This is a genomic window from uncultured Escherichia sp., from assembly GCF_948475835.1.
Taxonomy (GTDB): Bacteria; Pseudomonadota; Gammaproteobacteria; order Enterobacterales; family Enterobacteriaceae; genus ECMA0423.
The window spans coordinates 15,692-26,721 of the sequence record NZ_CAOLGM010000057.1 but is presented as its reverse complement, the minus strand read 5'-3'; the positions used below and the strand labels follow the sequence as shown (position 1 = coordinate 26,721).

General features: G+C 50.1%; 25 protein-coding genes. 24 read left to right on the top strand and 1 reads right to left on the bottom strand.

Annotated features, from left to right (window positions below):
• The 3 genes from QZF50_RS12795 to bfr form a co-directional block, all read left to right on the top strand.
• The coding region (locus tag QZF50_RS12795) for an elongation factor Tu (protein ID WP_072082015.1) at positions 1-96 on the top strand (96 nt) is incomplete at its 5' end.
• Positions 97-278: 182 nt separating this feature from the next.
• A complete protein-coding gene (bfd, locus tag QZF50_RS12790; RefSeq protein ID WP_000289090.1) occupies positions 279-473 on the top strand; it encodes a bacterioferritin-associated ferredoxin in 195 nt (64 codons plus the stop codon).
• Positions 474-545: 72 nt separating this feature from the next.
• Positions 546-1,022 (top strand): bacterioferritin, encoded by a 477-nt coding sequence (bfr, locus tag QZF50_RS12785; protein WP_000675515.1) that lies wholly within the window; start codon positions 546-548, stop codon positions 1,020-1,022.
• On the opposite strand, the gene QZF50_RS12780 is transcribed toward bfr, so the two are convergent.
• The gene (locus QZF50_RS12780) at positions 1,019-1,486 is read right to left on the bottom strand and encodes an A24 family peptidase (RefSeq protein ID WP_000339836.1); all 468 of its coding nucleotides are present in this window, start codon (positions 1,484-1,486) and stop codon (positions 1,019-1,021) included. The two genes, bfr and QZF50_RS12780, sit on opposite strands and share 4 nt — an antisense overlap.
• Positions 1,487-1,864: 378 nt before the next feature.
• Between QZF50_RS12780 and rpsJ the strand changes: the two genes are divergently transcribed.
• The 21 genes from rpsJ (at position 1,865) to rplO (ending at position 11,030) form a co-directional block, all read left to right on the top strand.
• On the top strand, positions 1,865-2,176 hold the full coding sequence (rpsJ, locus tag QZF50_RS12775) for a 30S ribosomal protein S10 (RefSeq protein WP_001181004.1): 312 nt from the start codon (positions 1,865-1,867) through the stop codon (positions 2,174-2,176).
• Positions 2,177-2,208: 32 nt separating this feature from the next.
• Positions 2,209-2,838 (top strand): 50S ribosomal protein L3, encoded by a 630-nt coding sequence (gene rplC / locus QZF50_RS12770; protein ID WP_000579833.1) that lies wholly within the window; start codon positions 2,209-2,211, stop codon positions 2,836-2,838.
• 10 nt (positions 2,839-2,848) lie between these two features.
• Positions 2,849-3,454, top strand: coding sequence for a 50S ribosomal protein L4 (gene rplD / locus QZF50_RS12765; protein ID WP_000424395.1), 606 nt, complete (start codon positions 2,849-2,851; stop codon positions 3,452-3,454).
• Positions 3,451-3,753 (top strand): 50S ribosomal protein L23, encoded by a 303-nt coding sequence (gene rplW, locus QZF50_RS12760; RefSeq protein ID WP_000617544.1) that lies wholly within the window; start codon positions 3,451-3,453, stop codon positions 3,751-3,753. Before rplD ends, rplW begins: the two co-directional genes overlap by 4 nt.
• 17 nt (positions 3,754-3,770) lie before the next feature.
• Positions 3,771-4,592 (top strand): 50S ribosomal protein L2, encoded by an 822-nt coding sequence (rplB, locus tag QZF50_RS12755; RefSeq protein WP_000301864.1) that lies wholly within the window; start codon positions 3,771-3,773, stop codon positions 4,590-4,592.
• Between the two features lie 16 nt (positions 4,593-4,608).
• Entirely contained in the window at positions 4,609-4,887 is a 279-nt protein-coding gene (gene rpsS, locus QZF50_RS12750) for a 30S ribosomal protein S19 (protein ID WP_001138117.1), read from the top strand.
• Positions 4,888-4,901: 14 nt separating this feature from the next.
• Complete coding sequence (gene rplV, locus QZF50_RS12745) at positions 4,902-5,234, top strand: 50S ribosomal protein L22 (protein WP_000447529.1); 333 nt, start codon at positions 4,902-4,904, stop codon at positions 5,232-5,234.
• A 17-nt stretch (positions 5,235-5,251) separates the two neighbouring features.
• The gene (rpsC, locus tag QZF50_RS12740) at positions 5,252-5,953 is read left to right on the top strand and encodes a 30S ribosomal protein S3 (RefSeq protein ID WP_000529945.1); all 702 of its coding nucleotides are present in this window, start codon (positions 5,252-5,254) and stop codon (positions 5,951-5,953) included.
• Between the two features lie 12 nt (positions 5,954-5,965).
• A complete protein-coding gene (gene rplP / locus QZF50_RS12735; protein ID WP_000941212.1) occupies positions 5,966-6,376 on the top strand; it encodes a 50S ribosomal protein L16 in 411 nt (136 codons plus the stop codon).
• Positions 6,376-6,567: a 50S ribosomal protein L29 gene (gene rpmC, locus QZF50_RS12730; RefSeq protein WP_000644741.1), complete on the top strand. Its 192-nt coding sequence runs from the start codon at positions 6,376-6,378 to the stop codon at positions 6,565-6,567. Before rplP ends, rpmC begins: the two co-directional genes overlap by 1 nt.
• Positions 6,567-6,821, top strand: a complete 255-nt coding sequence (gene rpsQ / locus QZF50_RS12725; protein ID WP_000130100.1) for a 30S ribosomal protein S17 — start codon at positions 6,567-6,569, stop codon at positions 6,819-6,821. Before rpmC ends, rpsQ begins: the two co-directional genes overlap by 1 nt.
• 164 nt (positions 6,822-6,985) lie before the next feature.
• The gene (gene rplN, locus QZF50_RS12720) at positions 6,986-7,357 is read left to right on the top strand and encodes a 50S ribosomal protein L14 (protein ID WP_000613955.1); all 372 of its coding nucleotides are present in this window, start codon (positions 6,986-6,988) and stop codon (positions 7,355-7,357) included.
• A gap of 10 nt (positions 7,358-7,367) precedes the next feature.
• Positions 7,368-7,682, top strand: coding sequence for a 50S ribosomal protein L24 (gene rplX / locus QZF50_RS12715; protein WP_000729185.1), 315 nt, complete (start codon positions 7,368-7,370; stop codon positions 7,680-7,682).
• A 14-nt stretch (positions 7,683-7,696) separates the two neighbouring features.
• A complete protein-coding gene (gene rplE, locus QZF50_RS12710; RefSeq protein WP_001096200.1) occupies positions 7,697-8,236 on the top strand; it encodes a 50S ribosomal protein L5 in 540 nt (179 codons plus the stop codon).
• Between the two features lie 14 nt (positions 8,237-8,250).
• Positions 8,251-8,556: a 30S ribosomal protein S14 gene (gene rpsN / locus QZF50_RS12705; protein WP_001118930.1), complete on the top strand. Its 306-nt coding sequence runs from the start codon at positions 8,251-8,253 to the stop codon at positions 8,554-8,556.
• A gap of 33 nt (positions 8,557-8,589) precedes the next feature.
• On the top strand, positions 8,590-8,982 hold the full coding sequence (gene rpsH, locus QZF50_RS12700; protein ID WP_000062611.1) for a 30S ribosomal protein S8: 393 nt from the start codon (positions 8,590-8,592) through the stop codon (positions 8,980-8,982).
• A 12-nt stretch (positions 8,983-8,994) separates the two neighbouring features.
• Entirely contained in the window at positions 8,995-9,528 is a 534-nt protein-coding gene (gene rplF, locus QZF50_RS12695) for a 50S ribosomal protein L6 (RefSeq protein ID WP_000091945.1), read from the top strand.
• Positions 9,529-9,537: 9 nt separating this feature from the next.
• Positions 9,538-9,891: a 50S ribosomal protein L18 gene (gene rplR, locus QZF50_RS12690; protein ID WP_000358960.1), complete on the top strand. Its 354-nt coding sequence runs from the start codon at positions 9,538-9,540 to the stop codon at positions 9,889-9,891.
• Between the two features lie 14 nt (positions 9,892-9,905).
• The gene (gene rpsE, locus QZF50_RS12685; RefSeq protein WP_000940121.1) at positions 9,906-10,409 is read left to right on the top strand and encodes a 30S ribosomal protein S5; all 504 of its coding nucleotides are present in this window, start codon (positions 9,906-9,908) and stop codon (positions 10,407-10,409) included.
• 3 nt (positions 10,410-10,412) lie between these two features.
• Entirely contained in the window at positions 10,413-10,592 is a 180-nt protein-coding gene (gene rpmD, locus QZF50_RS12680; protein ID WP_001140433.1) for a 50S ribosomal protein L30, read from the top strand.
• A 3-nt stretch (positions 10,593-10,595) separates the two neighbouring features.
• Complete coding sequence (gene rplO / locus QZF50_RS12675) at positions 10,596-11,030, top strand: 50S ribosomal protein L15 (RefSeq protein WP_001238917.1); 435 nt, start codon at positions 10,596-10,598, stop codon at positions 11,028-11,030.

The window sequence follows — 11,030 nt, the reverse complement described above, 5'->3', positions numbered from 1 at the left end:
ATCCACCCGATCGCGATGGACGACGGTCTGCGTTTCGCAATCCGTGAAGGCGGCCGTACCGTTGGCGCGGGCGTTGTTGCTAAAGTTCTGGGCTAATTACACGTTAATTAGTTTTGAATTGAAAAGGGCGCTTCGGCGCCCTTTTTGCTGCCCGTAATTTGAGCTCGAAATATTTAGTCGTAATTTTGCTCGCTGAACTATGGCGCAAATAAAACTGTGCTATTGTAATCATAACCATTCTCATTTACACTTTGCGCAGAATTTGAACGGGAGCAATCATGTACGTTTGTTTGTGTAATGGTGTAAGTGACAAAAAAATTCGCCAGGCAGTCCGTCAGTTTCATCCGCAATCTTTCCAACAATTGCGTAAGTTTATTCCTGTGGGAAATCAATGCGGTAAGTGCATTCGCGCCGCGCGCGAAGTGATGCAGGACGAGTTGATGCAGATGCCAGAATTTAAAGAGATTGCCTGAAGACCACGCTTATTTTTTGACATCCCGCTAGCCCCATCTACGCTCTAATAGTGGAAGCGGAGGGACTATAAAATGAAAGGTGATGTTAAAATCATAAATTATCTCAATAAACTATTGGGAAATGAGCTTGTCGCAATCAATCAGTATTTTCTCCATGCCCGGATGTTTAAAAACTGGGGCCTGATGCGTCTCAATGACGTCGAATACCATGAATCCATCGATGAGATGAAACACGCTGATAAATATATCGAGCGTATTTTGTTTTTAGAAGGAATCCCCAACTTACAGGATTTAGGCAAACTGGGGATTGGTGAAGATGTCGAGGAGATGCTGCAATCCGACCTGCGATTAGAACTGGAAGGCGCGAAGGATCTCCGTGAGGCTATCGCGTATGCCGACAGCGTTCATGACTATGTTAGCCGTGATATGATGATCGAGATCCTTGCCGATGAAGAAGGTCATATTGACTGGCTCGAAACTGAGCTGGATCTCATCGGTAAAATCGGTTTACAAAATTACCTGCAATCACAAATAAAAGTTAAAGATTAACGGCCTGCTAGCAAACTATCCCAACCTACAACGAAACCCGCAGCCGCCAGAAATGGCCCAAACGGCAGCGGGTTTTTTAATGACTCTTTTCCTCTCATGAGCAGACCAACAACTACGGCTCCGCAAGCGAATGAGGCAGCAAGGAAAACCAGTCGTGGCAAGAAGGTCCAGGTATGCCAGGCACCAAGGGCGGCGAGAAACTTCACATCACCATAGCCTAATCCTTCTTTATGACGCAGTATGCGATACCCCCAGTAAATGACAGCGAATGTGCCGTAACCAATAATCGCCCCCCATAACGCATCGGCTAAACCGTCAGGATTACAAACCTGAGAGAACAAAAGACCTGACCAGAGTAACGGGCAGGTAAATCTGTCAGGTAACAAGCCATGCTTTGCATCCCATAAAAAAAGTAGGACAGATAAACAAGCGTACAAAATCAGAAAGGGAAGGTTAGCGTCCATAAAACATCCTCTGTAATTGGAGTATCACCATCGAATAACTCCGGATGCTCAGCAACAGAGAAATCGCTGATTTGTTAACCTGGTTCCGGTGAAAAACGCTATCTTCACAACCTTACAAATTTCGTGGAATACAGCTCGCAATCTGCGCGTTGCGATTAATTTCTACCCGATGCTTGCGTCAGGCTCAGATTTGCGTATAATGCGCGGGCTTGTCGTAGTTGACAGCAGGTTCAATCTGAACCTCAGTTAGCCGAATTTGGCTACCTAACAATGCTCCCAATCGGGGAGCTACGTAAGAACGGTTACACTCTCCCATCAATCGTAATGGGTCTGAGGAGTAATCATTTTCGTTTATAAAATAATTGGAGCTCTGGTCTCATGCAGAACCAAAGAATCCGTATCCGCCTGAAAGCGTTTGATCATCGTCTGATCGATCAAGCAACCGCGGAAATCGTCGAGACTGCCAAGCGCACTGGTGCGCAGGTCCGTGGTCCGATCCCGCTGCCGACACGCAAAGAGCGCTTCACTGTTCTGATCTCCCCGCACGTCAACAAAGACGCGCGCGATCAGTACGAAATCCGTACTCACTTGCGTCTGGTTGACATCGTTGAGCCAACCGAGAAAACCGTTGATGCTCTGATGCGTCTGGATCTGGCTGCCGGTGTAGACGTGCAGATCAGCCTGGGTTAATCAGGTCATTGAGCGATTGAGAGGTTGAAACAATGATTGGTTTAGTCGGTAAAAAAGTGGGTATGACCCGTATCTTCACAGAAGACGGCGTTTCTATCCCAGTAACCGTAATCGAAGTTGAAGCAAACCGCGTTACTCAGGTTAAAGACCTGGCTAACGATGGCTACCGTGCTATTCAGGTGACCACCGGTGCTAAAAAAGCTAACCGTGTGACCAAGCCTGAAGCTGGCCACTTCGCTAAAGCTGGCGTAGAAGCTGGCCGTGGTCTGTGGGAATTCCGCCTGGCTGAAGGCGAAGAGTTCACTGTAGGTCAGAGCATTAGCGTTGAACTGTTTGCTGACGTTAAAAAAGTTGACGTAACTGGCACCTCTAAAGGTAAAGGTTTCGCAGGTACCGTTAAGCGCTGGAACTTCCGTACCCAGGACGCTACTCACGGTAACTCCTTGTCTCACCGCGTTCCGGGTTCTATCGGTCAGAACCAGACTCCGGGCAAAGTGTTCAAAGGCAAGAAAATGGCAGGTCAGATGGGTAACGAACGTGTAACCGTTCAGAGCCTTGACGTAGTACGCGTTGACGCTGAGCGCAACCTGCTGCTGGTTAAAGGTGCTGTCCCGGGTGCAACCGGTAGCGACCTGATCGTTAAACCAGCTGTGAAGGCGTAAGGAGATAGCAATGGAATTAGTATTGAAAGACGCGCAGAGCGCGCTGACTGTTTCCGAAACTACCTTCGGTCGTGATTTCAACGAAGCGCTGGTTCACCAGGTTGTTGTTGCTTATGCAGCTGGTGCTCGTCAGGGTACTCGTGCTCAGAAGACTCGTGCTGAAGTAACTGGTTCCGGTAAAAAACCGTGGCGCCAGAAAGGCACCGGCCGTGCGCGTTCTGGTTCTATCAAGAGCCCGATCTGGCGTTCTGGTGGCGTGACCTTTGCTGCTCGTCCGCAGGACCACAGTCAAAAAGTTAACAAGAAGATGTACCGCGGCGCGCTGAAAAGCATCCTGTCCGAACTGGTACGTCAGGATCGTCTGATCGTTGTCGAGAAGTTCTCTGTAGAAGCGCCGAAAACTAAGCTGCTGGCACAGAAACTGAAAGACATGGCTCTGGAAGATGTGCTGATCATCACCGGTGAGCTGGACGAAAACCTGTTCCTGGCTGCGCGCAACCTGCACAAGGTTGACGTACGCGATGCAACTGGTATCGACCCGGTTAGCCTGATCGCCTTCGACAAAGTCGTAATGACTGCTGATGCTGTTAAGCAAGTTGAGGAGATGCTGGCATGATTCGTGAAGAACGTCTGCTGAAGGTGCTGCGTGCACCGCACGTTTCTGAAAAAGCGTCTACTGCGATGGAAAAATCCAACACCATCGTACTCAAAGTTGCTAAAGACGCGACCAAAGCAGAAATCAAAGCTGCTGTGCAGAAACTGTTTGAAGTCGAAGTCGAAGTCGTTAACACCCTGGTAGTTAAAGGGAAAGTTAAACGTCACGGACAGCGTATCGGTCGTCGTAGCGACTGGAAAAAAGCTTACGTCACCCTGAAAGAAGGCCAGAATCTGGACTTCGTTGGCGGCGCTGAGTAAGTCGGAGGAGTAATACAATGGCAGTTGTTAAATGTAAACCGACATCTCCGGGTCGTCGCCACGTAGTTAAAGTGGTTAACCCTGAGCTGCACAAGGGCAAACCTTTTGCTCCGTTGCTGGAAAAAAACAGCAAATCCGGTGGTCGTAACAACAATGGCCGTATCACCACTCGTCATATCGGTGGTGGCCACAAGCAGGCTTACCGTATTGTTGACTTCAAACGCAACAAAGACGGTATCCCGGCAGTTGTTGAACGTCTTGAGTACGATCCGAACCGTTCCGCGAACATCGCGCTGGTTCTGTACAAAGACGGTGAACGCCGTTACATCCTGGCCCCTAAAGGCCTGAAAGCTGGCGACCAGATTCAGTCTGGCGTTGATGCTGCAATCAAACCAGGTAACACCCTGCCGATGCGCAACATCCCGGTTGGTTCTACTGTTCATAACGTAGAAATGAAACCAGGTAAAGGCGGTCAGCTGGCACGTTCCGCTGGTACTTACGTTCAGATCGTTGCTCGTGATGGTGCTTATGTCACCCTGCGTCTGCGTTCTGGTGAAATGCGTAAAGTAGAAGCAGACTGCCGTGCAACTCTGGGCGAAGTTGGCAATGCTGAGCATATGCTGCGCGTTCTGGGTAAAGCAGGTGCTGCACGCTGGCGTGGTGTTCGTCCGACCGTTCGCGGTACCGCGATGAACCCGGTAGACCACCCACATGGTGGTGGTGAAGGTCGTAACTTTGGTAAGCACCCGGTAACTCCGTGGGGCGTTCAGACCAAAGGTAAGAAGACCCGCAGCAACAAGCGTACTGATAAATTCATCGTACGTCGCCGTAGCAAATAATTTTAGAGGATAAGCCATGCCACGTTCTCTCAAGAAAGGTCCTTTTATTGACCTGCACTTGCTGAAGAAGGTAGAGAAAGCGGTGGAAAGCGGAGACAAGAAGCCCCTGCGCACTTGGTCCCGTCGTTCAACGATCTTTCCTAACATGATCGGTTTGACCATCGCTGTCCATAATGGTCGTCAGCACGTTCCGGTATTTGTAACCGACGAAATGGTCGGTCACAAACTGGGTGAATTCGCACCGACTCGTACTTATCGCGGCCACGCTGCTGATAAAAAAGCGAAGAAGAAATAAGGTAGGAGGAAGAGATGGAAACTATCGCTAAACATCGCCATGCTCGTTCTTCTGCTCAGAAGGTTCGCCTTGTTGCTGACCTGATTCGCGGTAAGAAAGTGTCGCAGGCTCTGGATATTTTGACCTACACCAACAAGAAAGCGGCTGTACTGGTCAAGAAAGTTCTGGAATCTGCCATTGCTAACGCTGAACACAACGATGGCGCTGACATTGACGATCTGAAAGTTACGAAAATTTTCGTAGACGAAGGCCCGAGCATGAAGCGCATTATGCCGCGTGCAAAAGGTCGTGCAGATCGCATCCTGAAGCGCACCAGCCACATCACTGTGGTTGTGTCCGATCGCTGAGACTCTGGAGACTAGCAATGGGTCAGAAAGTACATCCTAATGGTATTCGCCTGGGTATTGTAAAACCATGGAACTCTACCTGGTTTGCGAACACCAAAGAATTCGCTGACAACCTGGACAGCGATTTTAAAGTACGTCAGTACCTGACTAAGGAACTGGCTAAAGCGTCCGTATCTCGTATCGTTATCGAGCGTCCGGCTAAGAGCATCCGTGTAACCATTCACACTGCTCGCCCGGGTATCGTTATCGGTAAAAAAGGTGAAGACGTAGAAAAACTGCGTAAGGTCGTAGCGGACATCGCTGGCGTTCCTGCACAGATCAACATCGCCGAAGTTCGTAAGCCTGAACTGGACGCAAAACTGGTTGCTGACAGCATCACTTCTCAGCTGGAACGTCGCGTTATGTTCCGTCGTGCTATGAAGCGTGCTGTACAGAACGCAATGCGTCTAGGCGCTAAAGGTATTAAAGTTGAAGTTAGCGGCCGTCTGGGCGGCGCGGAAATCGCACGTACCGAATGGTACCGCGAAGGTCGCGTACCGCTGCACACTCTGCGTGCTGACATCGACTACAACACCTCTGAAGCGCACACCACTTACGGTGTAATCGGCGTTAAAGTGTGGATCTTCAAAGGCGAGATCCTGGGTGGTATGGCTGCTGTTGAACAACCGGAAAAACCGGCTGCTCAGCCTAAAAAGCAGCAGCGTAAAGGCCGTAAATAAGGAGCGTCGCTGATGTTACAACCAAAGCGTACAAAATTCCGTAAAATGCACAAAGGCCGTAACCGCGGTCTGGCGCAGGGTACGGATGTTAGCTTCGGCAGCTTCGGTCTGAAAGCTGTTGGCCGTGGTCGTCTGACTGCCCGTCAGATCGAAGCAGCACGTCGTGCTATGACCCGTGCAGTTAAGCGTCAAGGTAAGATCTGGATCCGTGTGTTCCCGGACAAACCGATCACTGAAAAGCCGCTGGCAGTGCGTATGGGTAAAGGTAAAGGTAACGTGGAGTATTGGGTTGCCTTGATTCAGCCGGGTAAAGTCCTGTATGAAATGGACGGTGTTCCGGAAGAGCTGGCCCGTGAAGCATTCAAGCTGGCAGCAGCGAAACTGCCGATTAAAACCACCTTTGTAACTAAGACGGTGATGTAATGAAAGCAAAAGAGCTGCGTGAGAAGAGCGTTGAAGAGCTGAACACCGAGCTGCTGAACCTGCTGCGTGAGCAGTTCAACCTGCGTATGCAGGCTGCAAGTGGCCAGCTGCAACAGTCTCACCTGTTGAAGCAAGTGCGTCGCGATGTCGCACGCGTTAAGACTTTACTGAACGAGAAGGCGGGTGCGTAATGACCGATAAAATCCGTACTCTGCAAGGTCGCGTTGTTAGCGACAAAATGGAGAAATCCATTGTTGTTGCTATCGAACGTTTTGTGAAACACCCGATCTACGGTAAATTCATCAAGCGTACGACCAAACTGCACGTACATGACGAGAACAACGAATGCGGTATCGGTGACGTGGTTGAAATCCGCGAATGCCGTCCGCTGTCCAAGACTAAATCCTGGACGCTGGTTCGCGTTGTAGAGAAAGCGGTTCTGTAATACAGTACACTCTCTCGATACGAATAAACGGCTCAGAAATGAGCCGTTTATTTTTTCTACCCATATCCTTGAAGCGGTGTTATAATGCCGCGCCCTCGATATGGGGATTTTTAACGACCTGATTTTCGGGTCTCAGTAGTAGTTGACATTAGCGGAGCACTAAAATGATCCAAGAACAGACTATGCTGAACGTCGCCGACAACTCCGGTGCACGTCGCGTAATGTGTATCAAGGTTCTGGGTGGCTCGCACCGTCGCTACGCAGGCGTAGGCGACATCATCAAGATCACCATCAAAGAAGCAATTCCGCGTGGTAAGGTCAAAAAAGGTGATGTGCTGAAGGCGGTAGTGGTGCGCACCAAGAAGGGTGTTCGTCGCCCGGACGGTTCTGTCATTCGCTTCGATGGTAATGCTTGTGTTCTTCTGAACAACAACAGCGAGCAGCCTATCGGTACGCGTATTTTTGGGCCGGTAACTCGTGAGCTTCGTAGTGAGAAGTTCATGAAAATTATCTCTCTGGCACCAGAAGTACTCTAAGGAGCGAATCATGGCAGCGAAAATCCGTCGTGATGACGAAGTTATCGTGTTAACCGGTAAAGATAAAGGTAAACGCGGTAAAGTTAAGAATGTCCTGTCTTCCGGCAAGGTCATTGTTGAAGGTATCAACCTGGTTAAGAAACATCAGAAGCCGGTTCCGGCCCTGAACCAACCGGGTGGCATCGTTGAAAAAGAAGCCGCTATTCAGGTTTCCAACGTAGCAATCTTCAATGCGGCAACCGGCAAGGCTGACCGTGTAGGCTTTAGATTCGAAGACGGCAAAAAAGTCCGTTTCTTCAAGTCTAACAGCGAAACTATCAAGTAATTTGGAGTAGTACGATGGCGAAACTGCATGATTACTACAAAGACGAAGTAGTTAAAAAACTCATGACTGAGTTTAACTACAATTCTGTCATGCAAGTCCCTCGGGTCGAGAAGATCACCCTGAACATGGGTGTTGGTGAAGCGATCGCTGACAAAAAACTGCTGGATAACGCAGCAGCAGACCTGGCAGCAATCTCCGGTCAAAAACCGCTGATCACCAAAGCACGCAAATCTGTTGCAGGCTTCAAAATCCGTCAGGGCTATCCGATCGGCTGTAAAGTAACTCTGCGTGGCGAACGCATGTGGGAGTTCTTTGAGCGCCTGATCACTATTGCTGTACCTCGTATCCGTGACTTCCGTGGCCTGTCCGCTAAGTCTTTCGACGGTCGTGGTAACTACAGCATGGGTGTCCGTGAGCAGATCATCTTCCCAGAAATCGACTACGATAAAGTCGACCGCGTTCGTGGTTTGGATATTACCATTACCACTACTGCGAAATCTGACGAAGAAGGCCGCGCTCTGCTGGCTGCCTTTGACTTCCCGTTCCGCAAGTAAGGTAGGGTTACTAAATGGCTAAGCAATCAATGAAAGCACGCGAAGTAAAACGCGTAGCTTTAGCTGATAAATACTTCGCGAAACGCGCTGAACTGAAAGCGATCATCTCTGATGTGAACGCTTCCGACGAAGATCGTTGGAACGCTGTTCTCAAGCTGCAGACTCTGCCGCGTGATTCCAGCCCGTCTCGTCAGCGTAACCGCTGCCGTCAAACAGGTCGTCCGCATGGTTTCCTGCGGAAGTTCGGGTTGAGCCGTATTAAGGTCCGTGAAGCCGCTATGCGCGGTGAAATCCCGGGTCTGAAAAAGGCTAGCTGGTAATTGTCACCAATTGAATCACGGGAGTAAAGACAGATGAGCATGCAAGATCCGATCGCGGATATGCTGACCCGTATCCGTAACGGTCAGGCCGCGAACAAAGCTGCGGTCACCATGCCTTCCTCCAAGCTGAAAGTGGCAATCGCCAACGTGCTGAAGGAAGAAGGTTTTATTGAAGATTTTAAAGTTGAAGGCGACACCAAGCCTGAACTGGAACTTACTCTGAAGTATTTCCAGGGCAAAGCTGTTGTAGAAAGCATTCAGCGTGTCAGCCGCCCAGGTCTGCGCATCTATAAACGTAAAGATGAGCTGCCGAAAGTTATGGCGGGTCTGGGTATCGCAGTTGTTTCTACCTCTAAAGGTGTTATGACTGATCGTGCAGCGCGCCAGGCTGGTCTTGGTGGCGAAATTATCTGCTACGTAGCCTAATCGGAGGAAAAAATGTCTCGTGTTGCTAAAGCACCGGTCGTTGTTCCTGCCGGCGTTGACGTAAAAATCAACGGTCAGGTTATTACGATCAAAGGTAAAAACGGCGAGCTGACTCGTACTCTCAACGATGCTGTTGAAGTTAAACATGCAGATAATACCCTGACCTTCGGTCCGCGTGATGGTTACGCAGACGGTTGGGCACAGGCTGGTACCGCGCGTGCCCTGCTGAACTCAATGGTTATCGGTGTTACCGAAGGCTTCACTAAGAAGCTGCAGCTGGTTGGTGTAGGTTACCGTGCAGCGGTTAAAGGCAATGTGATTAACCTGTCTCTGGGTTTCTCTCATCCTGTTGACCATCAGCTGCCTGCGGGTATCACTGCTGAATGTCCGACTCAGACTGAAATCGTGCTGAAAGGCGCTGATAAGCAGGTGATCGGCCAGGTTGCAGCGGATCTGCGCGCCTACCGTCGTCCTGAGCCTTATAAAGGCAAGGGTGTTCGTTACGCCGACGAAGTCGTGCGTACCAAAGAGGCTAAGAAGAAGTAAGGTAACACTATGGATAAGAAATCTGCTCGTATCCGTCGTGCGACCCGCGCACGCCGCAAGCTCCAGGAGCTGGGCGCAACTCGCCTGGTGGTACATCGTACCCCGCGTCACATTTACGCACAGGTAATTGCACCGAACGGTTCTGAAGTTCTGGTAGCTGCTTCTACTGTAGAAAAAGCTATCGCTGAACAACTGAAGTACACCGGTAACAAAGACGCGGCTGCAGCTGTGGGTAAAGCTGTCGCTGAACGCGCTCTGGAAAAAGGCATCAAAGATGTATCCTTTGACCGTTCCGGGTTCCAATATCATGGTCGTGTCCAGGCACTGGCAGATGCTGCCCGTGAAGCTGGCCTTCAGTTCTAAGGTAGAGGTGTAAGATGGCTCACATCGAAAAACAAGCTGGCGAACTGCAGGAAAAGCTGATCGCGGTAAACCGCGTATCTAAAACCGTTAAAGGTGGTCGTATTTTCTCCTTCACAGCTCTGACTGTAGTTGGCGATGGTAACGGTCGCGTTGGTTTTGGTTACGGTAAAGCGCGTGAAGTTCCAGCAGCGATCCAGAAAGCGATGGAAAAAGCCCGTCGCAATATGATTAACGTCGCGCTGAATAACGGCACTCTGCAACACCCTGTTAAAGGTGTTCACACGGGTTCTCGCGTATTCATGCAGCCGGCTTCCGAAGGTACCGGTATCATCGCCGGTGGTGCAATGCGCGCCGTTCTGGAAGTCGCTGGGGTTCATAACGTTCTGGCTAAAGCATATGGTTCCACCAACCCGATCAACGTGGTTCGTGCAACTATTGATGGCCTGGAAAATATGAATTCTCCAGAAATGGTCGCTGCCAAGCGTGGTAAATCCGTTGAAGAAATTCTGGGGAAATAAACCATGGCAAAGACTATTAAAATTACTCAAACCCGCAGTGCAATCGGTCGTCTGCCGAAACACAAGGCAACGCTGCTTGGCCTGGGTCTGCGTCGTATTGGTCACACCGTAGAGCGCGAGGATACTCCTGCTATTCGCGGTATGATCAACGCGGTTTCCTTCATGGTTAAAGTTGAGGAGTAAGAGATGCGTTTAAATACTCTGTCTCCGGCCGAAGGCTCCAAAAAGGCGGGTAAACGCCTGGGTCGTGGTATCGGTTCTGGCCTCGGTAAAACCGGTGGTCGTGGTCACAAAGGTCAGAAATCTCGTTCTGGCGGTGGCGTACGTCGCGGTTTCGAGGGTGGTCAGATGCCTCTGTACCGTCGTCTGCCGAAATTCGGCTTCACTTCTCGTAAAGCAGCGATTACAGCCGAAGTTCGTCTGTCTGACCTGGCTAAAGTAGAAGGCGGTGTTGTAGACCTGAACACGCTGAAAGCGGCTAACATTATCGGTATCCAGATCGAGTTCGCGAAAGTGATCCTGGCTGGCGAAGTAACGACTCCGGTAACTGTTCGTGGCCTGCGTGTTACTAAAGGCGCTCGTGCTGCTATCGAAGCTGCTGGCGGTAAAATCGAGGAATAA